At 48.1% G+C, this 24479-nt stretch carries 25 protein-coding genes and 2 pseudogenes; 13 read left to right on the top strand and 14 right to left on the bottom strand.

Annotated features, from left to right (window positions below; genetic code table 11):
- Window positions 1–181 precede the first annotated feature (181 nt).
- The 3 genes from pgsA to uvrY are packed head-to-tail and all read right to left on the bottom strand — an operon-like array spanning window position 182 to window position 3272.
- Complete coding sequence (gene pgsA / locus EQY_RS0120830; protein WP_001160187.1) at window positions 182–730, bottom strand: CDP-diacylglycerol--glycerol-3-phosphate 3-phosphatidyltransferase; 549 nt, start codon at window positions 728–730, stop codon at window positions 182–184.
- A gap of 56 nt (window positions 731–786) precedes the next feature.
- Window positions 787–2619, bottom strand: a complete 1833-nt coding sequence (gene uvrC, locus EQY_RS0120825; protein WP_000116018.1) for an excinuclease ABC subunit UvrC — start codon at window positions 2617–2619, stop codon at window positions 787–789.
- On the bottom strand, window positions 2616–3272 hold the full coding sequence (gene uvrY / locus EQY_RS0120820) for a UvrY/SirA/GacA family response regulator transcription factor (protein ID WP_000611331.1): 657 nt from the start codon (window positions 3270–3272) through the stop codon (window positions 2616–2618). Before uvrY ends, uvrC begins: the two co-directional genes overlap by 4 nt.
- A 296-nt stretch (window positions 3273–3568) precedes the next feature.
- Between uvrY and EQY_RS26355 the strand changes: the two genes are divergently transcribed.
- Both EQY_RS26355 and yecF read left to right on the top strand, forming a co-directional pair.
- The gene (locus tag EQY_RS26355; protein ID WP_032155896.1) at window positions 3569–3745 is read left to right on the top strand and encodes a hypothetical protein; all 177 of its coding nucleotides are present in this window, start codon (window positions 3569–3571) and stop codon (window positions 3743–3745) included.
- A complete protein-coding gene (gene yecF / locus EQY_RS0120810; RefSeq protein ID WP_000106474.1) occupies window positions 3732–3956 on the top strand; it encodes a DUF2594 family protein YecF in 225 nt (74 codons plus the stop codon). Before EQY_RS26355 ends, yecF begins: the two co-directional genes overlap by 14 nt.
- A gap of 66 nt (window positions 3957–4022) precedes the next feature.
- On the opposite strand, the gene sdiA is transcribed toward yecF, so the two are convergent.
- From sdiA to EQY_RS26625, 5 genes are all read right to left on the bottom strand, one after another.
- Window positions 4023–4745 (bottom strand): quorum-sensing transcriptional regulator SdiA, encoded by a 723-nt coding sequence (gene sdiA, locus EQY_RS0120805; RefSeq protein ID WP_001154261.1) that lies wholly within the window; start codon window positions 4743–4745, stop codon window positions 4023–4025.
- A gap of 230 nt (window positions 4746–4975) precedes the next feature.
- Window positions 4976–5728 carry an L-cystine ABC transporter ATP-binding protein TcyN gene (tcyN, locus tag EQY_RS0120800; RefSeq protein ID WP_001273017.1) on the bottom strand — a complete coding sequence of 251 codons (753 nt, stop codon included), beginning with the start codon at window positions 5726–5728 and terminating at the stop codon, window positions 4976–4978.
- On the bottom strand, window positions 5725–6393 hold the full coding sequence (gene tcyL, locus EQY_RS0120795) for a cystine ABC transporter permease (protein ID WP_001158229.1): 669 nt from the start codon (window positions 6391–6393) through the stop codon (window positions 5725–5727). Before tcyL ends, tcyN begins: the two co-directional genes overlap by 4 nt.
- Window positions 6394–6407: 14 nt before the next feature.
- A complete protein-coding gene (dcyD, locus tag EQY_RS0120790; protein ID WP_001128250.1) occupies window positions 6408–7394 on the bottom strand; it encodes a D-cysteine desulfhydrase in 987 nt (328 codons plus the stop codon).
- Between the two features lie 54 nt (window positions 7395–7448).
- Window positions 7449–7655: a hypothetical protein gene (locus tag EQY_RS26625; RefSeq protein WP_192807673.1), complete on the bottom strand. Its 207-nt coding sequence runs from the start codon at window positions 7653–7655 to the stop codon at window positions 7449–7451.
- On the opposite strand from EQY_RS26625, the pseudogene EQY_RS26960 reads away from it, so the two are divergent.
- The 3 genes and pseudogenes from EQY_RS26960 to EQY_RS25150 form a co-directional block, all read left to right on the top strand.
- A pseudogene (locus tag EQY_RS26960) lies at window positions 7634–7768 on the top strand (hypothetical protein); the annotation flags it as partial. The gene EQY_RS26625 and the pseudogene EQY_RS26960 sit on opposite strands and share 22 nt — an antisense overlap.
- A 439-nt stretch (window positions 7769–8207) precedes the next feature.
- Window positions 8208–12167, top strand: a complete 3960-nt coding sequence (locus EQY_RS0120785) for an autotransporter outer membrane beta-barrel domain-containing protein (RefSeq protein ID WP_024212686.1) — start codon at window positions 8208–8210, stop codon at window positions 12165–12167.
- A 24-nt stretch (window positions 12168–12191) separates the two neighbouring features.
- Window positions 12192–12481 (top strand): annotated as a pseudogene (locus EQY_RS25150) (integrase core domain-containing protein); the annotation flags it as partial.
- Window positions 12482–12492: 11 nt separating this feature from the next.
- Here EQY_RS25150 and tcyJ read toward each other — a convergent pair.
- The 4 genes from tcyJ to EQY_RS0120765 all read right to left on the bottom strand — a co-directional run bounded on the left by tcyJ (window position 12493) and on the right by EQY_RS0120765 (window position 16269).
- On the bottom strand, window positions 12493–13293 hold the full coding sequence (gene tcyJ, locus EQY_RS0120780) for a cystine ABC transporter substrate-binding protein (protein WP_000779810.1): 801 nt from the start codon (window positions 13291–13293) through the stop codon (window positions 12493–12495).
- Window positions 13294–13380: 87 nt separating this feature from the next.
- Window positions 13381–13932: a flagella biosynthesis regulatory protein FliZ gene (gene fliZ, locus EQY_RS0120775; protein ID WP_024165180.1), complete on the bottom strand. Its 552-nt coding sequence runs from the start codon at window positions 13930–13932 to the stop codon at window positions 13381–13383.
- Between the two features lie 45 nt (window positions 13933–13977).
- Window positions 13978–14697, bottom strand: a complete 720-nt coding sequence (gene fliA, locus EQY_RS0120770; RefSeq protein ID WP_000839543.1) for an RNA polymerase sigma factor FliA — start codon at window positions 14695–14697, stop codon at window positions 13978–13980.
- A 303-nt stretch (window positions 14698–15000) separates the two neighbouring features.
- Complete coding sequence (locus EQY_RS0120765) at window positions 15001–16269, bottom strand: FliC/FljB family flagellin (RefSeq protein WP_000079764.1); 1269 nt, start codon at window positions 16267–16269, stop codon at window positions 15001–15003.
- Window positions 16270–16515: 246 nt separating this feature from the next.
- Between EQY_RS0120765 and fliD the strand changes: the two genes are divergently transcribed.
- From fliD to amyA, 4 genes are all read left to right on the top strand, one after another.
- Window positions 16516–17931 (top strand): flagellar filament capping protein FliD, encoded by a 1416-nt coding sequence (gene fliD, locus EQY_RS0120760; protein WP_000146827.1) that lies wholly within the window; start codon window positions 16516–16518, stop codon window positions 17929–17931.
- A gap of 15 nt (window positions 17932–17946) precedes the next feature.
- Complete coding sequence (gene fliS / locus EQY_RS0120755) at window positions 17947–18357, top strand: flagellar export chaperone FliS (RefSeq protein ID WP_000286600.1); 411 nt, start codon at window positions 17947–17949, stop codon at window positions 18355–18357.
- A complete protein-coding gene (gene fliT, locus EQY_RS0120750) occupies window positions 18357–18722 on the top strand; it encodes a flagella biosynthesis regulatory protein FliT (protein WP_001015044.1) in 366 nt (121 codons plus the stop codon). Before fliS ends, fliT begins: the two co-directional genes overlap by 1 nt.
- Before the next feature lie 77 nt (window positions 18723–18799).
- A complete protein-coding gene (gene amyA / locus EQY_RS0120745) occupies window positions 18800–20287 on the top strand; it encodes an alpha-amylase (protein WP_001245674.1) in 1488 nt (495 codons plus the stop codon).
- A 120-nt stretch (window positions 20288–20407) separates the two neighbouring features.
- Here the strand turns inward: amyA and yedD are convergent, their stop codons facing one another.
- Window positions 20408–20821, bottom strand: coding sequence for a lipoprotein YedD (gene yedD / locus EQY_RS0120740; RefSeq protein ID WP_010346797.1), 414 nt, complete (start codon window positions 20819–20821; stop codon window positions 20408–20410).
- A 186-nt stretch (window positions 20822–21007) separates the two neighbouring features.
- Here yedD and yedE point away from each other — a divergent pair, with 186 nt between their 5' ends.
- Window positions 21008–22213, top strand: a complete 1206-nt coding sequence (gene yedE, locus EQY_RS0120735; RefSeq protein WP_000118927.1) for a selenium metabolism membrane protein YedE/FdhT — start codon at window positions 21008–21010, stop codon at window positions 22211–22213.
- Complete coding sequence (yedF, locus tag EQY_RS0120730) at window positions 22210–22443, top strand: sulfurtransferase-like selenium metabolism protein YedF (protein WP_000790504.1); 234 nt, start codon at window positions 22210–22212, stop codon at window positions 22441–22443. Before yedE ends, yedF begins: the two co-directional genes overlap by 4 nt.
- 126 nt (window positions 22444–22569) lie before the next feature.
- Here yedF and zinT read toward each other — a convergent pair whose 3' ends face one another.
- Window positions 22570–23217 (bottom strand): metal-binding protein ZinT, encoded by a 648-nt coding sequence (gene zinT, locus EQY_RS0120725; RefSeq protein WP_000989854.1) that lies wholly within the window; start codon window positions 23215–23217, stop codon window positions 22570–22572.
- A 223-nt stretch (window positions 23218–23440) separates the two neighbouring features.
- Here zinT and EQY_RS0120720 point away from each other — a divergent pair, with 223 nt between their 5' ends.
- A complete protein-coding gene (locus EQY_RS0120720) occupies window positions 23441–23845 on the top strand; it encodes a DUF1398 family protein (RefSeq protein WP_000373062.1) in 405 nt (134 codons plus the stop codon).
- Between the two features lie 184 nt (window positions 23846–24029).
- Window positions 24030–24431, top strand: coding sequence for a g-type lysoyme inhibitor PliG (gene pliG / locus EQY_RS0120715; RefSeq protein ID WP_000700154.1), 402 nt, complete (start codon window positions 24030–24032; stop codon window positions 24429–24431).
- Window positions 24432–24479 lie beyond the last annotated feature (48 nt).

Here is a 24479-nt window from a genome sequence, read left to right as displayed (position 1 = left end):
GTCGTGCTCTACCAACTGAGCTATTCCCGCATTCATCAAGCAATCAGCTAATCACTTGATTTTATTATCGTCTGGCAATCAGTGCCGCCGTTCGATGCGTTGCATTCTACTTACCTGACGCGATGAGTCAACGATATTTTTCACCACTTTTGATCGTTTGCTGAATTTTGCGCCGAAACGATCACTGATCAAGCAAATCTGCGCGAGCTGCGCTCAAATATTGCAACATAGACCACAGAGTCAGTACCGCAGCCACAAAGAAAAGTGCAATACCAGCATACTCAACCCAAATGTTCGGACGCCATAACAGCCAGGCCAGCGCCACCATTTGGGCAGTCGTTTTTACTTTACCAATCCAGGAGACAGCCACACTGCTGCGTTTACCGAGTTCAGCCATCCATTCACGTAGAGCAGAAATAATAATTTCACGGGCGATCATCGTTGCCGCTGGCAAAGTGACCCACCAGCTATGGTAATGCTCAGTTACCAGCACCATGGCAATGGCAACCAGCACTTTATCTGCTACTGGATCAAGGAAAGCGCCAAAGCGGGTACTCTGATTCCAGCGACGCGCCAGAAAACCATCGAACCAGTCAGTTACCGCCGCAACGCAGAAAATGAGCGCGGCAGCAAACGGCGACCAGGTGACAGGCAGATAAAAGACCAATACAAAGAATGGGATAAGGATGACACGGAACAGTGTGAGCAACGTAGGGATATTAAATTGCATAATGACGGGTAACTATCTGTTGTCAGTAAGATTACCCCTATGTTGCTACAGAGACATCAATGTTTCAACGACCAGAAGATCTTTTCTGCCAGACCTTGCGAAATACCCGGCACTTTTGCAATTTCCTCAACGCTGGCGTTACGTAAACCTTGCAAACCGCCCATATATTTCAACAACATTTGCCGACGTTTTGGTCCAACGCCTTCGATGGTTTCCAGCGTGCTGGTATTTTTGACTTTTGCGCGTTTTTTGCGATGCCCACCAATCGCGTGATCGTGTGATTCATCGCGGATATGCTGGATGACATGCAGCGCCGGTGAATCTGGCGGCAGACTGAAGCCCTCACCTTCAGGTTCGAAGAACAACGTTTCCAGCCCAGCCTTACGATCGGCTCCTTTCGCCACGCCAAGAAGCAGCGGATGGTTTTTATCCCATGAGACATCCAGCTCGGCGAAGACATTTTTCGCCTGCGCAAGCTGGCCTTTGCCGCCATCAATCAGGATCACGTCCGGAATCTTACTGTCGTCGATGGCTTTACCGTAACGCCGACGCAGCACCTGATTCATTGCCGCATAATCATCACCAGGCGTAATGCCGGTAATGTTATAGCGCCGATACTCCGCACGCAGCGGGCCGTTAGCATCGAACACCACACACGAAGCGACCGTTTGTTCACCCATGGTATGGCTGATGTCAAAACACTCCATCCGCTTCACTTCCGGCAATTTCAACACGCTTGCAAGCGCGGTCAGACGCTGGTGAACCGTAGATTGCTGCGAAAGTTTGGTCGTTAAGGCCGTCGCCGCATTAGTGCGCGCCAGCTTCAGATAACGTGCCCGATCGCCACGCGGTTTAGTCTGAACGTTAATCTTGCGCCCTGCCAGTTCTGAAAGGGAATCGGCGAGCAGCGTTTTATCGCTAAGATTAAAGTCGAGCAGGATCTCACCCGGCAAAGTGCGCATCTGGCTGCCCTGTAAATAGAACTGACCGACAAAGGTTTCCACCACTTCGCCCAGCTCCGTACCGCCAGGTACTTTCGGGAAATAACTACGGCTACCGAGCACCTTGCCCTGACGAATAAACAAGACGTGGACACAAGCCATGCCCGCATCGAAAGCGACGCCAATAACGTCAAGGTCATCACCTGTATTGGAGACAAACTGTTTTTCGGTTACGCGTCGCACCGCCTGGATTTGGTCGCGAATACGTGCCGCTTCTTCAAACTCCAGATTCTGGCTGGCTGTTTCCATGCGACCGATCAGTTGAGTAAGCACCTGATCGTCCTTACCGGATAAAAACAGGCGCACATACTCTACCTGCTGGGCGTACTCTTCTTCACTCACCAGACCCTCAACGCACGGTCCCAGACAGCGCCCTATCTGATATTGCAGACACGGACGCGAGCGGTTGCGATAAACGCTATTTTCACACTGGCGAATCGGGAAAATCTTTTGTAGCAGCGCCAGGGTTTCACGCACGGCATAGCCGTTTGGGAACGGGCCGAAATATTCACCTTTGGCGTGCTTTGCACCGCGATGCATAGCCAGACGCGGATGGGTATCGCCGCTAAGAAAAATAAAAGGATAAGATTTATCATCGCGTAACAGAACGTTGTAACGCGGCTGATAGAGTTTGATGTAGTTGTGTTCCAGCAGCAGAGCTTCGGTTTCGGTATGGGTAACCGTCACATCAATTTGCTGGATCTGGGCAACCAACGCTTCGGTTTTGCGCGAAGCGAGGTTGCTACGGAAATAGCTGGAAAGCCGTTTTTTCAGGTCTTTCGCTTTGCCGACATAGATAACCGTACCACCAGCATCATACATGCGATAAACGCCAGGCTGGCTGGTTACGGTTTTTAAAAACGCTTTTGCGTCAAACTGAACACTCACTGACTTGTTAATGTCTCCGCATTACACAGACCATGGCGAATTGCCAGGTGAGTCAGCTCAACATCGCCATGAATGTTTAATTTACTGAACATACGGTAGCGATAGCTGTTCACCGTTTTCGGGCTGAGATTAAGCTGTTCTGAGATCTCATTGACCTTTTGGCCTTTGGTAATCATCAGCATAATCTGCAATTCACGTTCAGACAAACTGGCAAATGGGCTTTCTGTTTTTTCTGGTTCGATCTGGCTTAATGCCATTTGTTGAGCAATGTCAGAAGCAATATAACGCTGCCCCGAATAGACAGAGCGAATCGCACTCACAACTTCCTGCGGAGCCGCACCTTTGCTGAGATAGCCCGCAGCACCGGCCTGCATGACTTTCGCTGGTAAAGGGTTTTCAGTATGAACCGTAAGCATGATGATTTTGACATCTGCTGTCGAGCGAGCGATTTTACGCGTCGCCTCAAGACCGCCAATGCCAGGCATACTCATGTCCATTAGCACGACGTCAACGGTGTTTGCCCGGCACCACTTAACGGCGTCTTCACCGCAGGATGCCTCACCGACGACTTTAATACCCTTTATATCTTCCAGAATGCGTCGTATCCCTGCGCGCACCAGTTCGTGGTCATCAACAAGTAGAACGTTGATCAAAGGAATATCTCCAGAAATAGGGATAACGCTACTGATAGTTAGTCATTCGTATATTAGCGGTTTTTATTGCAACTTTGAAACGTTAAAAATGGTGGGTATTCGATTTTTCTCTCGTTTTTGTAAATTCGATTGTCCAGAGTTATCGTCACGTCCGTCATCAAAGGTTTGCCAGCGCGTTTCGCAGTAAGGCCAACGACGAAATGTGACAAAAATTGACTTTATTCAGCATAAATGAAAAATCAGCGGCATGAATATGTAACATGAATTAACCCGAACAATACGCGCGAAAAACATTCATGATAAAAATATTTATTGCGCGTTATATTCCCTGTTTTATTACTATTGCTGATATCGTGCGCAAAAAACAACCACTGCTATTTTTAGCAAAGCTTATGGTATACTCCGCCGCCTTAACATTTTTCACCGCAAATTTTCATTGCAACATGACGAGGAAAATAAATGAGTACGCCTGATTTTTCTACTGCCGAGAATAATCAAGAACTGGCAAATGAAGTCTCCTGCCTGAAAGCGATGCTGACGCTGATGCTGCAGGCGATGGGACAAGCTGACGCGGGCCGCGTGATGTTAAAGATGGAAAAACAGCTTGCGCTGATCGAAGACGAAACCCAGGCTGCGGTATTTTCCAAAACGGTTAAGCAAATTAAACAAGCCTACCGTCAGTAATATAAAACCGGCTGAAAGCGCACCTTTCAGCCGGTTTGGCATCTTTCATGCCCAATGTAATAGATATCATATTAAGCCAGTTGCGGCTGCGTAGCAGGCAACCTGCGTCTTATTCGGTGCATTGATTTTTTTCTGCATATTTTTCTGATGAAAATTGACAGTATTCTCAGAGATTGACAGGATCATCGCTATCTCTGCTGACGTTTTACCTTCTGCGGTCCATTTCAGAATTTCTTTTTCCCGCTTGCTGAAATTCATCTCTGGCGTCATCACTATGTCATCATTTAAACGTATCAACGCCATCAGACTTTCACGCACCAATAGCTGCATTTTTAATTGCAGTTCATCACTAAGAATGGGTATTTCACGCGTACTGCTACGGGAAAAGGACAAAAACCCCAACGCCCGATTCGGCAGCATTAAATACTGAGTGACGCCACGGCGTAAACCATGCGCTCGTGCGGCTTCCCATAACGGCTGTGCTTCGTTGAATAACTCATCATTCCACAATAAATGCCCCTGACTGAAGTTTTCAGGGTTAAGCACAGGATCAATGGCGAGAAAGTTTTTGGCCTGATAATAACTGACCCATGACTCCGGATAATTGGTGTAGAAAGCCACTTTCGGTCGCGTGAATGGCACCGGGTGGCGCACACATAATGAATAAAAATCGAACTCCAGTTGGTAAGTCTGATGCTCTATTTCATGGTAGACCTCTTCTGCGGCCTCCATCCTCTGAAAACGCAACAACATCGTGCGACGCCAGCTGAAAAAATCCGTATCCTGCATAGTTAACCGCAACGCCCCTGAGAGTGAGTATCATTTATACTGATAACTCAAACTATCACATAAATAAGATTTATATATAATTTATATTATTCAGACAATGAATTACTTTTGCAAGCCATAGCATTATCTTATGTTATTAATAAGTTATGCTGATTTATTAAGCGATTTATGCGGTCAGGAATGCGTTTTCGCCCCGACTAAAAAGCTGCCGGGGCTGATTTTTTCTTATCTTATTGCAACAGAAACTTCTCAAGGAACTGGCGTGTGCGGGGATGCTGAGGATCGGCAAATAAGGTTTTTGCAGGGCCCTGCTCTACTATCCGCCCTTGATCCATAAAGATCGCGCGGTCAGCAACGTCACGGGCAAAGCTCATTTCGTGCGTCACAATCACCATGGTGCGCTTTTCCTGTGCCAACTGGCGTATGGTATTCAGGACTTCCCCCACCAGCTCCGGGTCCAGCGCCGAAGTGGGTTCGTCAAACAAAATGACTTCCGGGCGCATCGCCAGCGCACGCGCAATCGCCACACGTTGCTGTTGACCGCCGGACAAACGACGCGGATAGCTGGTCTCTTTCCCTTCCAGTCCAACTTTTGCCAGCAGCTCGCGAGCGCGCGCCGTGGCCTCCTCCTTCGGTTCGCCTTTAACGATCACCGGCCCTTCAATAATGTTTTCCAGCACTGTGCGATGCGGAAACAGATTAAAATTCTGAAAGACAAATCCGACATGCTGGCGCAACTGGCGAATCAGCGATTTTTGCTGGCTTAACGAACGCGCAGTATCAATAGTGATATCCCCAACGGTGATGCTCCCCGCCTCCGGTTGCTCCAGCAAATTTATGCTGCGTAGCAACGTGGTTTTGCCGGAGCCACTCGGGCCGATAATCGCCACGACTTCGCCAGTTTTGACCTCCAGATCGATACCGTGCAGTACCGTCTGACCGTGGAATTTTTTCACCAGGTTTTTAACTTCAATGGCACTCATTTTGGTTCTCTCTCCTGGCGGTTAAGTTGATTCTCAAAATGGTTCTGTAGCGTCGATAACACTGTCGCCATAATCCAGTAGATGAGCGAAGCCGCCAGATACATGGTGAAAACTTCCAGCGTGCGCGAGGTAATCAACTGCGCCTGACGAAACAGTTCCGGCACCTGAATCGTCGCTGCCAGCGAGGTATCTTTTACCAGGCTGATAAAGCTGTTCGACAGCGGCGGCAGCGCCACCCGAGCCGCCTGCGGCAAAATTGCGCGACGCATAGTTTGCCACGGCGTCATGCCAATACTGGCGGCGGCTTCCCACTGACCTTTATCAATAGATGAAATGGCGGCACGCAGCGTTTCGGCAGCATAGGCAGCGGTGTTCAGTGACAGGCCAATCATCGCCGACGGAATCGGATCTAGTTCAATGCCAAACTGCGGTAGGCCGTAGTAGATCATAAACAGTTGCGCGATGAGCGGCGTACCGCGAAAAATGGAAATGTAAAAACGTGCCAGCCAGCGCACTGGCCAGAGTGGCGACAGGCGCATCAGCGCGAGAATGAATCCCAGCAGTAAGCCAAAAAACATGCCGCCGATGCTGAGTTGCAGCGTATACCCAGCCCCTTTAAGCAGGAACGGCAAAGAATCAATAACCAGTTGTATACTTTCTTGCATGAGCGTTTCCGGGGCTAGACGTGAGGATGATAGGCGAACAGCGCAGGCGCGCCGCCAGTATGAATAAATAGAATCGGCCCTTCGTCTTTGAAGCGTTTCTGACTGATGCCATCCATCAGCCCCGCCATCGCTTTTCCGGTATACACAGGATCAAGCAGAATGCCTTCCAGCCGCGCCAACAGTTTCACCGCTTCCATGCCTTCGTCGTTCGGCACGCCGTAGCCAGGCGCAAAATAGTCATCCCAGAGTAAAATTTCCGCTGATGCGCTCAGTTCCAGTTCTTTCGCTATTGCCTGTTGTAGGTTAACCACTTTTGGCAACTGGTCAGCAACGGAACGTGACACGGTCACGCCAATCAGTTCGCTTTCTGGCATTAGTTGTTCCAATCCTACTGCCAGTCCAGCGTGCGTTCCGGCGCTGCCCGACGCCACCACCACCGAAGAAATATTAACCGCCCCTTCACACTGTTGCGCGATTTCCAGCGCGCTCTCCACATAGCCCAGCGCGCCTAAAGCATTAGAACCTCCAACCGGAATGACATACGGACGGAACCCTTGCGCTTCGACTCGCGTTGCCAGCACTTCCAGTTGGGCATTGGGATCGGTCAGCGCATCGCACATTTCAATCTGGGTATTGAAGAGATCCAACAACAAGCGATTGCCGTTGGTTAAATAGTTTTCTGCGGCTGTTCCGATAGGATTTTCCAGCAGTGCCACACAATGCAGCCCAAGTTTTGCGGCGACGGCGGCAGTCTGGCGCACGTGGTTAGACTGAATCGCTCCGGCGGTAATCAGAGTGTCGGCACCTTCACGCAGGGCGTCTGCCGCGAGAAACTCTAGTTTGCGTAATTTATTGCCACCCATCGCCATCGGTGTGACGTCATCCCTTTTAATGAAAATTTCCCGCCCAAGATAATCAGAAAGACGCGGCAGATATTCGAGCGGCGTTGGTGCGCCGATAAACTCCAGCCGTGGGAAACGAGTTAAATTATGCAGTGGCATAAAAGCCTCCGGTGTGTGTTGTTGTGATATTGTTATTATGCACGCAAAAAACGCTTAAATAAAAAAGGCGCTAATTAAAGCACCTTTTTTGTCATTATGCCCCGTCCAGAACAGCGTTGACACATTTCTGGCTGTGATTTCACCCGATGGATGCAACACACTGGTTGAACCGCTCTGCGGGTGATTCATACTCTGGCGTTTTATCGGTCTTTCGTTGAGCGTCTGGCAACTGTAGTAGTCACGGATTCCGGGTGATGGCATGTAGTGCATTAATAGAATCAGGTTTGTGGTCCCGTGATACTGTTGAATGTCCGATGGATCATCAGGAACGTAACTGTGTAAAGGCTGCTTATATCCATAAAGCAGAACATCTGATGTCCCCTGGTTACGAGTATAACTTCTCCTGGCATTTTCGGTTGTTCAAGTCTGGTTATCCCCCCATTCATTAATATGAAGATCATTATCTCTGCATTAATTATTATTTATACCCAAGTCTATTTTTAGGAAAAGAATATTATATTCTCCGAGAATATTTTCAGACACTTTTCCTATAAAAGAAGCAGAGAAACACTCACTATCTAAAATTACACTAATCAATAAACAAACTAACATCCAGAAAACATTACAATTTCAAATTACTTGTCAAAAAAAATCAACCTGATTGCTTGAGATAGATTTTTTCTGTTTATTTGCAATAATGCTCGCTCGCTTCGATCATTTGTATGATGATTAGATAATGCATATTACTTCTCAATAACATTACACAGTCAAACTATTTAACCAACATTCTTAAACAAAAAAATTGGAGCTTTTGTGAAAATCAAAATTAATAAAAAAGAAAGGTTTAATGTATATATAAACAACAGAAAAACATTCGGCATAACGCAAGAGGGAATGAAGACAACGTTACTATGCAGCCTTATATCTGCCACTCTGGCCATTCAGCCTGCTTTGGGAGCCAAAATGGAAGTTACTCTTTCTGAAGGAAACCCTACAGAAATATCTGAAAATATCATTGGTGCTGATGGCCCGCAGGATAGGTTGGGTAGTGATGATGGAGAAGCCGGTGAAGATGCTCTCATTGTTAATGTTGTACCAGGTTCGTTACAGGATGAAAATATCCTGACAATTAACAGCGGAACTTACATTAGTGGCGGTGAAGGCGGATGGGCTGGTCATGATGATGATCATACTATGAAGGGCGCTGCAGGAGGCCAGGGCGGCACAGCTATTACTGGAAATAATTTTACTCTTGTTAATTCTGGTGATATTTCCGGTGGTAAGGGGGGTTGGGGAGGTTATGGTAATGGCGGAGGCGATGGAGGTGAAGCAGGTACCGCTATTTCCGGAGATGATCTTACCATTACGAACAACGGAAGCATTACGGGTGGCGATGGCGGAATGCCTGGAGCCAGTGGTTATGGCGATGAAAGCGGTGGTTTAACTGGGACTCCTGCTGTTGGTGGGACTGCCATATCTGGCAATAATCTTCAAATAAGCAATAACGGAAATATCACTGCCGGGCAAGGTAGTAGTGGTGCCTGGTGGGCGGTATGGGGATCTTCTGCCGGCAACGGAGGGAATGGAGGCACGGCTATATCCGGAAATAATATGGAGATAACGAATAATAATCACATTACAGGGGGCCAAGGGGGGGATGGTGCTCGCGGTGGTGAGGGTAGTGTCGAATTTACTACCGATCAGAATATTAATGGGAGTAGCGGTGGTAGTGGTGGTATTGGAGGGTCTGCTATATATGGTAATAATATTAAGATAAATAATACGGGAGATATAACTGGCGGACAGGGGGGCACTGGTGGTGAAGGTGGTACAGATGAATATGAACACGCTGGTTCAACTACCCTTGGTACTGGTGGTACTGGTGGAATTGGAGGTACCGGTGGGATTGCCATATCTGGAAATAATATTGAAATAAATAATTATGGAAATATTATTGGCGGAAATGGCGGTACTGGTGGTGATGGAGGTAATCCCGGTGAAAGTTACGATACTGGAAATACTGGTATCGGAGGTAATGGTGGCAACGGAGGTAATGGTGGCACTGCTATATCCGGGAGTGATATTACGATAAATAATCATGGCAGGATATTGCCTGGTAGTGGCGGAAATGAAGGTCACGGTGAATTTCCCGGGGGGATATCTGGTAACAGAGGACAAGATTGTGACACCGCAATATCTTTGAATGGTGGAACTAACTCGTTGAATCTCTACGCCGGTTCTACCATTCAAGGTGATATTGTTTTGAATAGTGCTGTAAATAATGCTGATGGTAATTCTCTGTCCATTACAAATAAAGACTCCGCCAGCTCTGAAATAAAAGGCAATCTTAGTGCGGGTACAGGTACACATGTTTACGTTTCGGGAGCTGATGTCACCTTTAGCGGAAGTTCGGTATTTGACAGAGATTCATCGCTGAATATGAGCACAGGTTCCAGTCATTTAACTGCCAACAGTATTCAGTTCAATAACGGTGCAGTGCTTAATGTTGATACTGCCATGACAATATGGAAGAAAAATGAGTACGGCTTGTTGACGACCTCCGACGGCATAACAGGGCTCTCTGAAAATAATATTTATCAGCATAATAATCTACTGAGTGATGGTGCTGAAGACTATGTTTTAACATCACTTAGAGGTAACGGGCAGACAGTAAAAGAGGTCAGTTCTTCCCTGAAGTGGAATGACCCCTCAGGAAATGGATATGGCACGTTTGATCTGAGAAATGGCGCGGTGTTAGAGCTGAAGGTACGGCTTGCAGATAACAATGCTGCTCAGTTATCTCATGGCTGGGATGGAAAAACGCTGACCAAAGCCGGCGAAGGAACACTGATTCTGTCCTCCCAAAACACTTACACGGGTGTAACAGACATCCGTGGCGGCAATGTCCGCATGAACAGCAACAGTGCTCTGGGACAGACCAGCGAGATTCGCCTGGCAGCTGACACCATGCTGGATATGAACGGTCACAGCCAGATCGCAGGTAAACTGAACAGCGCAGCAGGTTCCATACTGAACATTAATAGCGGTAATCTGACCCTCACAGGTGGAGGCCTGTCTGCAGGCACCCTCATCGGCTCTGGCTCCCTGAACATCAGCGGTGGCGTGTTCGCTATTACTGGTTCCACCCGCGCCCTGAATGCCACCACCACTATCGCAGAAAAGGCAATGGTGAAGGTGCTTACTACTGACGGACTGGGAGCAGGCTCGGTTAACACTGCCGGCACACTGATTCTGGGCAAGGCTGATGCACCTGTCATGCTTGCTAACAGCCAAGTCACCATCGCTCAGCAGGGGACACTCTCTGGCTCTGGTGGTGTCGCCGGGAACGTAACCAACAGCGGTACTCTTGACCTGAGAGCCGATGCTCCGGGTAATGTACTGACGATCGGAGGTAACTATACCGGTAATAATGGCTTACTGCTCATGAACACCGCTCTGGGGAATGACAGCTCCGCAACAGACAAACTGGTTATTAAAGGCAATGCTTCCAGTCAGACCCGAGTGGTTGTTATAAATGCAGGTGGTACCGGAGCACAGACACTGAACGGTATTGAGTTGATTCATGTCGACGGAAATGCTGACAGTGCTGCATTTATTCAGGCCGGGCGTATTGCCGCCGGGGCTTATGACTACACGCTGGGACGTGGTCAGGGAAGCAACCGTGATAACTGGTATCTGACTAGTGGTAAAAACACTCCGTTCCTGCTGCGCGCTCTGAAAGCAATGCAACCCCCTGCCCCTGAACCTGCTCCGGGTGGTCATGACAACGACCTGCGTCCGGAAGCTGGCTCCTACACAGCGAACATTGCTGCAGCAAACACCATGTTCGTATCCCGTCTTTATGAACGCCAGGGGCCGATGCATTACACCGATGTGATTACCGGTGAGCAGAAAGAAACCAGCATGTGGATGCACCATGAAGGGAGACACAACCGCTGGCGTGACGGTACAGGCCAACTGAAAACACAGGGTAACCGTTACGTCCTGCAGATGGGCGGTGACCTGGCTCAGTGGAGCCGGAACAGCTCTGACCGCTGGCATCTGGGGGTTATGGCTGGTTACGGTAATGACCATAACAATACAGATTCTGTACGTACCGGATACAGTTCAAAAGGCAGTGTGAAAGGATACAACACAGGTCTGTATGCCACCTGGTATGCTAATGATGAGACACATAGCGGGGCTTATCTGGATAGCTGGGCACAGTACAGTTGGTTCGATAACAATGTGAAAGGTGACGGACTGCCGGGGGAATCCTGGAAATCAAAAGGTCTGACAGCCTCACTGGAAACCGGTTATGTCTGGAAAACCGGTGAGTTTACCGGTAGCCATGGCAGTCTGAACGAATGGTATGTCCAGCCTCAGGCTCAGGTTATCTGGATGGGCGTAAAAGCTGATGAGCACCGCGAACTCAATGGTACCCATGTTGAAAGCACCGGTGACGGTAACCTCCGTACCCGTCTGGGCGTGAAAACCTGGATTAAGGGGCACAACAGAATGGACGACAGCAAATCCCATGAGTTCTGTCCGTTCGTTGAGGTGAACTGGCTGCACAACACCCGTGATTTTGGCACCCGTATGAACGGTGTGACGGTACATCAGGACGGTGCCAGCAATATCGGAGAAGTAAAAACCGGTGTTGAGGGACAGATAAATGACCATCTGAACCTGTGGGGCAATGTGGGTGTACAGCTCGGTGACAAGGGATACAGTGACGCCTCTGCCATGCTGGGTGTGAAGTATACATTCTGAACCGGGTAGTGTAGTGGTCAGTAATACTGTTCAGCTCTTTATCAGTCAGTGAATGAGGGAAACGGGATAACCTGTTCAATGACCAATGGTTATGATTGCTACCAGAATGCGCTGGCTGAACGAATAAATGAGATCCTGAAAAATGAGTTTTACTCTCGCGTCCTACAAACCTGACGTAGACCTGGGAAATGGTAAAAAAATCCGTGACAATTTATAACCATTAGCGACCACACCTGGCACGGAAATACAAAACGCCCGATGGAGTTCATCAGGCGTTTTACAGACAGAAAACTGTCAACTTAAATCAGGACTAGTCATTATGCGATTATTTGGTCACATCAGCACCAAACCATTTTTCGGAAAGAGCTTGTAGAGTGCCGTCTTTTTGCATTTCTGCAATGGCATCGTTAACCGCTTTCAGCAGGTCTTCGTTACCTTTACGCAGCGCCACACCTGACTCCTGGCGGGAGAAGGCTTCGCCGGTTACTGCCAGCGTATCATTGGTTTTTTTCACCAAATCCAGCGCAGCCAGACGATCAACCAGGATGGCATCAATACGACCTACGCGCAGATCCTGATATTTGGTCGGATCATCATCATAGGTACGCACATCAACACCCTGAACATTCTGCCGCAGCCACTCTTCATAGTTAGTCCCCAGACCAACGCCAACTTTTTTACCTTTCAAATCGTCGGCGGTTTTAATGGTGCCTTCATTACCTTTTTTCACCAGCGCCTGAATACCGGAAATGGTGTACGGGGTAGAGAAATCGTATTTTTTCTTACGTTCATCAGAGATGGTGACTTGATTAATCACCACATCGATGCGCTTAGAATCCAGTGACGCCAGCATACCGTCCCACTTTGTCGGTTTTAATGCGGCTTCCACGCCCAGATGTTTTGCCAGTTGTTGCGCAAATTCCACCTCAAAACCGGTCAATTTACCGTCATCGCCCTGAAAGCTAAACGGCGGGTAAGTCCCTTCCAGTCCCACCAGCAAAGTGCCCCGCTCTTTCACTTTATTGAGCAGACCTTCGTCGGCAAAACTTTTCACGCTCATACCCGCAACCAGCGCCACGGCCATAACCCCCATCAGCGCCTGACGTCCCAGATGTACTAATTTCATATTCACCCCGAATGTTGTTATGTTGGTTTGCAGTGTAGAGCCATTGTTCGAAGACACAAAAACAACTCTGCTACATCTTATTCTTATTTAATATATATCAGAAGCTGACAGGCTGGGGGATTTCTGCGTAAGGTCACCACGGGTTTGCATCTGGTAGCACTGGTACTTACGTAATGCGATGCGATAATTATTGGTGCTGGTGGTGGGCAGCCAGGGAGCCAGGTTTTCATCAAGAAAACCATCCTGCAGCAGGTCGGAGGAAATATCGTGTTCGCTTAAATAATTACCCAAACGACGTAGACGTACCACATATTCACGCACAGTGCCGGGGCTCATTTCAGTATGATCAAAGAGAAACTGTTTAAAGCCGATAATATCAAAAAAATCACTCTGGGTTTTGCAATGTAAATCGCCGCAGAAACGGCATAATGCCGCCCATGATTTTTGTTCCTCAAACCAGCCATTTTCATCAAGCAGCGTATCAAGGCGAGATATCGCTATTTTATTCACTATCTTGCCATCGCGCACGAGAGTAATACGATCGAGTAATTTACGGCAATATGCGCAATGAGTCTGGCTATGTTTAAAGTCTTTAAGATAGCGGCTTAATGGCCGCCTTTTCTGGTGCTGCACCATTATTAAGAACTCCTGGTATTCAAAATTAATGTGCGGCATTTACCTAAGTTATAACTTACCCAGTTTGGTGCGTAACCGTTTAATAGCCTGGCTATGTAACTGACTGACCCGAGATTCACCGACTTCCAGCACTGCGCCAATCTCTTTGAGATTAAGCTCTTCCTGGTAATAGAGCGTTAATACCAACTGTTCGCGCTCCGGTAACATTTCGATGGCTTCCATCACCCGCTGACGCAAATTACCGTCCAGTAATTGCTGCAATGGGTTATCCCGCTGATGATCGTCAGTAACCAGTTCAATGCTATCACCGTGCTCTTCGCGCCACTCATCATAGGAGAAAAGTTGGCTGTTATTCGTATCAAGCAACATTTGTCGATAGTCGGCGATTTCAATCCCTAAACGTTCTGCCACTTCAGTTTCTGTGGCATTGCGGCCAAGCTCCTGCTCCAGTTGCCCTATTGCCTGCGCCACTTCACGTGCATTGCGTCGCACGCTGCGCGGCACCCAGTCACGGCTGCGAAGTTCATCCAGCATAGCACCACGGATACGCTGCACTGCGTAAGTTGTAAATGCCGTTCCTTGCAGGGCATCATAACGTTCAACAGCATTAAGTAATCCAATGCCGCCTGCCTGTAGCAGATCGTCAAGTTCTACACTCGCGGGCAGTCGAACCTGCAGGCGCAATGCTTCGTGACGCACCAGCGGGATATAACGCTGCCACAGCGAATGTTTATCCATTACACCTTCAGCGGTATAGAGTGATTTCACGATAAACAGCCCTGCGTTATATAAATAATCGGCATAATTATCCGTTTCTGCAGGTTTTTTAATCGGACGATTAATGGGTGAAATAAGGGTTATTTGAGGTAATCGGTAAATAACGAGCAGAATAACCCCGCCGGAACGGGGTTAAGATAGCTGACAACGTCAGCCTCATCTTGCCGGATGCGGCGTAAACGCCTTATCCGACCTACGCGAATATGCAAATTTATTAATTGCGATTCACCTTTTAGGCATGATAAGCGCAGCGCATCAGGCAATTTGGCGTTTGCTGTAGTTATATTACGACGATTAGCCCTGCAGCAGAGACAGAACTTGCTGCGGCACCTGGTTAGCTTTAGACAGCACAGAGTTACCCGCCTGCTGGATGATCTGCGCTTTCGACATGTTAGACACTTCGGTCGCATAGTCGGCGTCCTGAATACGGGACTGCGCTTCAGACAGATTGGTGGTGGTGTTGTTCAGGTTAGTGACCGCAGAATCCAGACGGTTTTGAACGGCACCGAGGGAGGAGCGGAATTTGTCAACAGAAGCAATCGCTTTGTCCAGCAGCGCCAGCGGATCGCTGGTCGAAGCACCTGCAAATTCAGTATCTGTTGACATCTTAATTACTGTATTAATATTTGTAGTGGCCAGAATATCTGTACCATTAGTACCAGCTTTATAATTTTTACCATCAACTGTCACAAAACCAGCTGCATTGCCCGTTGTAGGATCATTTGCAACTTTAACTGCAACACCGTTTTTAGTCGCAGTGGCACCGTCAGCAGTAGTGTAAGTTACATCAGATGTGTTAATTGTCACTTCACCACTAGTCTGATTCAGCGTTGCCGCATAATAATCACTACCAGATTTAACAACGTAATTTCCTGTAGCGACCCCATCTTTATCAAGAATATTATGCAGGCTTAAGTTATTAGTATCCGCAATACCTAACGTTGTAGCTGTTGTTGCTGCAAATGTAACATTTTTCGGGGCCCCTGTGGCCTGAGGTACACTTGTAATCGAATTGCCAACATTTAAAGAATTACCGTCTACGGCAAATCCTTTCAGCCCCAGCGTGGAAGAATCAATTTTCTGCAAGTCGATAGAGATGGTCTGCCCATCATTCGCGCCAACCTGAATCTTCATGGAACCATTTTTCGCCAGCACGTTCACGCCGTTGAACTGGGTCTGACCGGAAACGCGGTCAATTTCATCCAGACGGGATTTGATTTCGTCCTGAATAGAAGACAGGTCAGAATCAGAGTTAGTGCCGGTCGTCGCCTGAACGGTCAACTCACGCACACGTTGCAAGTTGTTGTTGATTTCAGACAGTGCGCCTTCTGCGGTCTGCGCCAGAGAAATACCGTCGTTGGCGTTACGCGCGGCCTGAGTCAGGCCTTTAATGTTAGAGGTAAAGCGGTTAGCAATCGCCTGACCTGCGGCGTCATCTTTCGCGCTGTTAATACGCAGACCAGAAGAGAGGCGCTCGATAGAAGTCGACAGCGCAGACTGATTTTTGTTGATGTTGTTCTGAGTGATCAGCGAGAGGCTGTTGGTGTTAATGACTTGTGCCATAATTTTTATTCCTGTTTTTTAGCTCTACGGTTTAAGTATCGGGCTTCCACCCTTCGGCTTCGTCGCCGTCAACCCTGTTATCGTCTGGTCTCTCACAACCTTTAGAATTTTTTTCTAGCGGTCGAAATACTCCCCTTCCTCGTTGCTGTTCGTGTCATTAAGCCAAAAAATAAATCGTAAACTTTGCCCCGCTTACGCCGATAACCCCGGTATTCGTTCTACATGTCGCATGATTAAGGAATCAATATGGCTAGTATTTCAACGCTTGGGGTTGGGTCGGGGCTGGACTTAAGCAGCATCCTCGACAGTCTGGAGGCGGCAGAAAAATCTACCCTGACGCCGATATCAAAACAGCAAAGCTCTTACACCGCGAAACTGAGCGCCTACGGGACGCTGAAAAGCGCACTGGAGAGTTTCCAGACAGCCAACACAGCACTGAATAAAGCCGATTTATTTACCGCCACCTCAACCACCAGTAGTTCATCGGCTTTCAGCGCCACCACCACGGGCAGCGCGATTGCCGGGAAATACACCATTAGCGTCAGCCAACTGGCGCAGGCACAGACGCTGACCACCAAAAACAGTCAAAAAGACAGTAAAGCCGCCATCGCCACCAGCGATAGCGTACTGACCATCCAGCAAGGCGGCGGTAAAGATCCGGTCACGATTGATATCAGCGCGGCTAACTCGTCACTTTCCGGTATTCGCGATGCCATTAACAACGCCAAAGCTGGCGTCAGCGCCAGTATCATCAATGTAGGTAACGGCGAGTATCGTCTGTCCATCACCGCTAACGATACGGGCAGCGATAACGCGATGAAACTTAGCGTCAGCGGCGACAGCGCCCTGGAAAGTTTTATGGGTTACAACGGAACTTCAGGTGATAGCAGCAATGGCATGATTGAAAGCGTCACCGCGCAAAACGCCAAACTGACGGTCAATAACGTTGAGATTGAAAACAGCAGTAACACTATCAGCGACGCACTGGAAGATATCACCCTCAACCTGAATGACGTCACCACTGGTAATCAGACACTGACCATCAGTAAAGACACATCAAAAGCTGAAAATGCGGTTAAAGCGTGGGTGGATGCCTATAACACATTGCAGGATACGTTCAGCAGCTTAACCAAATACACCGCCGTCGATGCCGGCGCAGAAAGTCAGGACTCCAGCAATGGCGCATTACTCGGCGACTCCACACTGCGTACCATCCAGACTCAGCTTAAAACCTTGCTCGCCAATACCCACAGCAGTTCAAACTATAAAACGCTGGCACAGATTGGCATTACCAGCGATGCCAGTACCGGCAAGCTGGAAATCGCGACCGACAAGCTGCAAACGGCGCTGAAGAAAGATGCCGCTGGCGTCGGTGAAATGTTTATTGGTGACGGTAAAAGTACAGGGGTAACCACCGGCATTAGCAGCAATCTGACCAGTTGGCTCTCCTCCACCGGGATAATCCAGGCAGCAAAAGATGGCGTCAGCAAAACGCTGAACAATTTGACTGATCAGTACAACGCAGCCAGTGAACGTATCGATACCTTAATGGCGCGCTATAAAGCCCAGTTTACCCAATTAGATGTGTTAATGAACTCGCTGAACTCCACCAGTAGCTATCTGACACAGCAGTTCGATACCTCAAATAGCAGCTCGAAATAATCTTCAGGAGAGACTATGTACAGCGCAAAAGGCACCCAGGCCTATGCCCAAATTGGCGTCGAAAGCGCCGTAATGAGCGCCAGCCAACAACAATTGGTCACCATGCTATTTGACGGCGTGTTGAGTGCACTGGTAAGAGCGCGCCTGTTTATGCAGGACAACAATCAGGAAGGAAAAGGCGTCTCTTTGTCAAAAGCGATCAGCATTATTGATAACGGGCTGAGGATCGGTCTTGACGAAGAAAGCCAGGACGAATTAACCCAGAATTTGATAGCCCTGTATAGCTATATGATCAGGCGTTTGCTGCAAGCCAATTTACGCAACGATGTCTCCGCAGTCGAAGAAGTGGAAACGTTGATGCGCAACCTTGCCGATGCCTGGAAAGAGTCTTTACTCTCCCCTTCTTTGATTCAGGATCCTGTCTGATGAACCACGCACCGCACTTGTATTTTGCCTGGCAACAACTCGTCGAAAAAAGCCAACTCATGTTACGCCTGGCGACAGAAGGACGATGGAATGAACTCATCGCCAGCGAAATGGAATATGTCAATGCGGTGCAAAAGATCGCACACCTAACGGAAGAAACGGAACCCTCTGCCATGATACAGGAGCAACTCAGACCGCTGCTGCGCCTCGTTCTGGAAAACGAAAACAAAGTAAAACAGTTATTGCAGATTCGGATGGATGAACTGGCGAAACTGGTCGGTCAGTCATCAATGCAAAAATCTGTGTTAAGCGCCTACGGTGATCAGGGGGGCTACGTGCTGGCGCCGCAGGAAAACCTCTTTTGACGCTTAAAAAGATGATGGCTCGCGAATAATCCGATTACGGCTACGCTTCTAATGTTCCCCTTGAGTGGAGTCGAAGAATGCGTAATCCCACGCTGTTGCAATGTTTTCACTGGTATTACCCGGAAGGCGGCAAGCTCTGGCCTGAACTGGCCGAGCGCGCCGACGGTTTTAATGATATTGGTATCAATATGATCTGGCTGCCACCAGCCTATAAAGGCGCATCGGGCGGGTATTCGGTCGGCTACGACTCCTACGATTTATTTGATTTAGGCGAATTTGATCAAAAAGGCAGCATCCCCACCAAATATGGCGATAAAGCACAACTGCTGGCCGCCATTGATGCACTCAAACGCAATGACATTGCGGTACTGCTGGACGTGGTCGTCAACCACAAAATGGGCGCAGATGAAAAAGAAGCCATTCGCGTACAGCGCGTCAATGCTGACGATCGCACGCAAATTGATGATGAAATCATTGAGTGCGAAGGCTGGACGCGTTACACCTTTCCCGCTCGTGGCGGGCAATACTCGCAGTTTATCTGGGATTTCAAATGTTTTAGCGGTATCGACCATATCGAAAACCCAAACGAAGACGGTATCTTTAAAATCGTCAACGACTACACCGGCGAAGGCTGGAACGACCAGGTTGATGATGAGCTTGGTAATTTTGACTATCTGATGGGTGAAAATATCGATTTTCGCAACCATGCCGTTACGGAAGAGCTCAAATACTGGGCGCGCTGGGTGATGGAGCAAACGCAATGCGACGGTTTTCGTCTCGACGCAGTAAAACATATTCCGGCCTGGTTTTATAAAGAGTGGATCGAACACGTGCAGGAAGTCGCGCCAAAGCCGCTATTTATTGTGGCGGAATACTGGTCGCGCGAAGTTGATAAGCTGCAAACGTATATTGATCAAGTTGAAGGCAAAACCATGCTGTTTGATGCGCCGCTACAGATGAAATTTCACGAAGCATCACGCATGGGGCGCGACTACGACATGACGCAGATTTTCACCGGTACGCTGGTGGAAGCCGATCCTTTCCATGCTGTTACGCTGGTCGCCAATCACGACACCCAACCGTTACAAGCCCTTGAAGCGCCGGTTGAACCGTGGTTTAAACCGCTGGCTTATGCCCTGATTTTGCTGCGGGAAAATGGCGTCCCTTCCGTGTTCTACCCTGATTTGTACGGTGCTCATTACGAAGATGTCGGCGGTGACGGACAAACTTATCCGATAGATATGCCGATAATCGAACAGCTTGATGAGTTGATTCTCGCCCGCCAGCGTTTCGCCCACGGAGTACAGACGTTATTTTTCGACCATCCGAACTGTATTGCGTTTAGTCGCAGCGGTACTGACGAATATCCTGGCTGCGTGGTGGTCATGTCAAACGGCGACGATGGCGAAAAAAACATTAATCTGGGGGAGAATTACGGCAATAAAACCTGGCGCGACTTTCTGGGTAATCGACAAGAGAGCGTAGTAACCGATGAAAATGGCGAAGCGACCTTCTTTTGCAACGGCGGTAGCGTCAGTGTGTGGGTTATCGAAGAGGTGATTTAAAACCGATCACTGAAAATACACTCATCGTTATTGCGGGGGCGCTACAGTTCCAGACCCGATAAGCTTGCGCATCGGGCACTTTTTTTGACATAAAAATCCCCCAGCGCCAGGGGGATTTCATTACGGTAGTGGCGTCGGCAACGGCGCTTTTTCCAGCACGGCAGCACATTCAGCCGTCGGTCGATTCACGCGTTCCATTGTCATGCCGTCATATTCGATAGTGTTACCGTCACGTTCAATTTCATATAACTCACGTTTGACAGTAACGTTAGTGAGATCATCCGATATCAGCGTCAACTTACCCGGTAAAGCAATCACCCGCTGCCACTGACGACAATCCAGCGTATCCCCCTGTTTAGTAACAATCAGGCTACCTATCGCTTCAGGGCTGACCAGAGCACGTTGTGGCCCTTTGGTCTGCCAGTAGCCCGCCAGCCACTCTGGCGCGGGTGCTTTCACAACATTGTTATAATTTTCAACTTCGGCACAGCCAGCCAGCAGCATAAGTGCGCCTGCAATTGCGAGTTTTTTCATCATTCATCCTGCATGAGAAGAAAAGAGGATTGTGGCATTAATGCCTTGATGCTGCCAGCCTTTCCAGACCCAAGGTGAAATTTGATCTAACCATTATTTTTGTGAATTATTGACCCGAAAATAAATTTACATGGTGTATGATTCGCTGCTCTTGTTACAAACCTTCTGAGTTCAGAGGCTACATACATGTCATGGCAGCAATTCAAGCAAGCCTGGTTGATTAAATTCTGGGCCCCCATCCCCGCAGTCATCGCGGCGGGTATTCTCTCCACTTATTATTTTGGCATCACCGGCACCTTTTGGGCAGTTACGGGTGAATTTACCCGCTGGGGCGGTCAGCTCCTGCAACTGTTTGGCGTCCATGCTGAAGAGTGGGGTTATTTTAAAATAATTCATCTGGAAGGATCGCCATTAACCCGCATCGACGGAATGATGATTCTGGGTATGTTTGGCGGCTGTTTTGCCGCTGCTCTGTGGGCCAACAACGTTAAATTACGTATGCCGCGCAGCCGTATCCGCATTATGCAGGCCATTATTGGCGGTATTATCGCCGGTTTCGGCGCACGTCTGGCGATGGGCTGTAACCTGGCTGCGTTCTTCACCGGTATTCCGCAGTTCTCGTTGCACGCCTGGTTCTTTGCTATCGCCACCGCCATCGGCTCATGGTTTGGTGCGCGCTTTACCCTACTGCCGATGTTCCGCATCCCGGTAAAAATGCAGAAAGTCTCTGCCGCATCACCGCTAACACAAAAACCGGATCAGGCACGGCGTCGCTTCCGCCTCGGTATGCTGGTATTTTTCGGTATGCTGGGCTGGGCGCTGCTGACAGCAATGAATCAACCGAAGCTGGGGTTGGCTATGCTATTTGGCGTCGGCTTTGGCTTACTGATTGAACGCGCGCAAATCTGCTTTACCTCGGCGTTCCGCGATATGTGGATCACCGGACGAACCCATATGGCGAAAGCGATCATTATCGGTATGGCGGTGAGTGCCATCGGTATTTTCAGTTATGTACAGTTAGGCGTAGAACCGAAAATAATGTGGGCGGGTCCGAACGCTGTCATTGGTGGGTTACTGTTTGGTTTTGGTATTGTTCTGGCAGGCGGCTGTGAAACTGGCTGGATGTACCGCGCGGTGGAAGGCCAGGTGCACTACTGGTGGGTTGGCCTGGGCAACGTTATCGGCTCGACGATTCTGGCTTATTACTGGGATGATTTCGCCCCGGCGCTGGCAACCGACTGGGACAAAATCAACCTGCTGAAAACCTTTGGCCCAATGGGCGGCCTGCTGGTGACATATTTGATGCTGTTCGCTGCGTTAATGTTGGTTATCGGCTGGGAGAAACGCTTCTTCCGCCGTGCGGCGCCGCAGACTGCTAAGGAGATCGCATGAAAAATATCGTTCCTGATTACCGTCTAGATATGGTGGGCGAACCCTGCCCTTATCCGGCGGTCGCTACTCTTGAGGCAATGCCGCAGTTAAAGAAAGGCGAGATCCTCGAAGTGGTCAGCGATTGCCCGCAGTCAATTAACAATATTCCGCTGGATGCACGTAATCACGGCTATACCGTACTGGATATCCAGCAAGACGGGCCGACCATTCGTTATTTGATTCAAAAGTAATCTTTTCTCCCGCTGTTTCAGGCAGCGGGAGTGTCTATGCTACAAATGCTCTGCTGTAGAGGCAGAGAAAAGTACGCGATATATCAGACAAATATTCTCAAGGATTTATGGCAATCCTGAAATGAACTAGTGATGAAGCATCTCATCCACAATTTCTTTCGTCTGTAACTGATAAGGATAATAAGTTGGCCAGTTATCCATCTCTTCAAGTAATTGCTGTTGTGACGTATTGCCCATAAATATATGGAAATGAGAGGATTTCCGGGGGGCAATAATATGATCGCTAAACTGCACAAACTTCGGTGCTTTACTGGCAGGATCACGGCACTCAAACAGATAACGAACACCTTTCTTTCCTGATTTATATGTCAATATCTTGAATCCACTATAATTATATTTACAGGAAGTCACCTCCTCTCCTCTGTGGAACTCCATAACACCATTTTCGATACCGATTGTGTCAATATCCGTCGCATATCCCTGCTGATAATAGGACTTAATATCCGCAAATGATTTACCCGGTTCTTTTTTTGCTTTCATTTCAAAAACAGGATCAAGGTCACCACTTTGAAGCAAGGGGTATACCGATTGCCAAATACCATCCCAGTCAGTGAGTGACCTGTCTTTCACGTTATCATCATCAAAAATACCCTTTGCTGCTTTTTGTTCTATTTCTGTCAGTGGTGCCCCATGCGAATGATGCCCATGAGCAAGTGTATAGTTGCCAGTCAATAGTAACCCCAGCGCAAAAGCCAATTTATTAACAACCATCATCCAGTTTATCCTCTCGTTTCAACATTCATTAAATGTTATAACATAACATTTTGCGAGTGCAATACTGAAGAACGAATAGCAAAACCTAACCAGACACACGCATCATAACCCTATATTTAGTACGTCTTTGTCACCCGCATTAAGTCATCGGATCTGATTGAAGGAATAGCACCAATCATGCAAACTACAAACTCTCACAACTAACAAGAGATTATTCCCTCTGATGGATCAGGTTGCTATTTTCCAAAAGATGTTTGAGCAAGTGAGAACGGAGCTAAACTTTTCCTGGTTTTACACAGAGTTAAAACGTCATCATATTGCGCATTACATTTACTATCTTGCTACAGATAACATTAGGATCGTCACACACGATGACAAGGTGTTGTTAATAAGAGGAAGCAGAAATCTATTAAAAGTCAGTGCCACTAAGAACCCTGAGCAAGTAATAAAAGCAGCCCGGACTCACATTTCCAGAAAGTCTACTTTTCGGGAATATTGTATAACGCTCGCGAATGCGGGTGTCTTCCGGTGGGTTACTGACGTTAATGATAATAAACGTCGTTACTATTCTATCGATAATACACTCTTATATATTGAAGATGTTGAAAACAATAAACCCTTAATTTAAGTGTATTAGCTCATCTCAGATCTGACAGTTATCCGTTATTTTTCCAGGTATCTGTCAGATTATCTCTTCCCTGACACCACTCACGCGCCATAGCAACTTCCAGGCGGGAGGCTCATGGAAAATATCTGTCAAAAATTGTTATATTATAACAACGATAGTTTTTCCATGACTGAGGAGAACACACATGAAAATCAATGGTGTAAGTAAAGCCATTTTTCTTTTTGCACTGCTAACCTCAACGGCCTCTGCCGCTGGCAAGGACGTTAATGTTGAGTTCAGGAAGGGGCATAATAGTGCGCAGTACTCAGGAGAGATAAAAGGATACGATTACGACACATATAACTTCTATGCCCAAAAAGGCCAGAAGGTGCACGTCAGCATCTCCAATGAGGGAGCTGATATTGTCCTCTTTGGGCCCGGAATCAGCGATTCGGTTGATCTCTCCAGATACTCTCCCGAGCTTGATGACAACGGTCGGTACATCCTTCCCGCTTCCGGTAAATATGAGCTAAGGGTGCTTCAAACCCGCAATGACGCTCGTAAAAACAAGGCTAAAAAATACAGCGTCAACATACAGATTAAGTAAACAGAGAACGACGGGGCTATCCCCTGAGGGATCCCCAGAAAATTTAGT

It is taken from the genome of Escherichia sp. TW14182 (assembly GCF_000208525.1).
Taxonomy (GTDB): domain Bacteria; phylum Pseudomonadota; class Gammaproteobacteria; order Enterobacterales; family Enterobacteriaceae; genus Escherichia; species Escherichia ruysiae.
The sequence above is the reverse complement of the archived record's forward strand: the minus strand, read 5'-3'. Positions and strand labels throughout refer to the sequence as shown.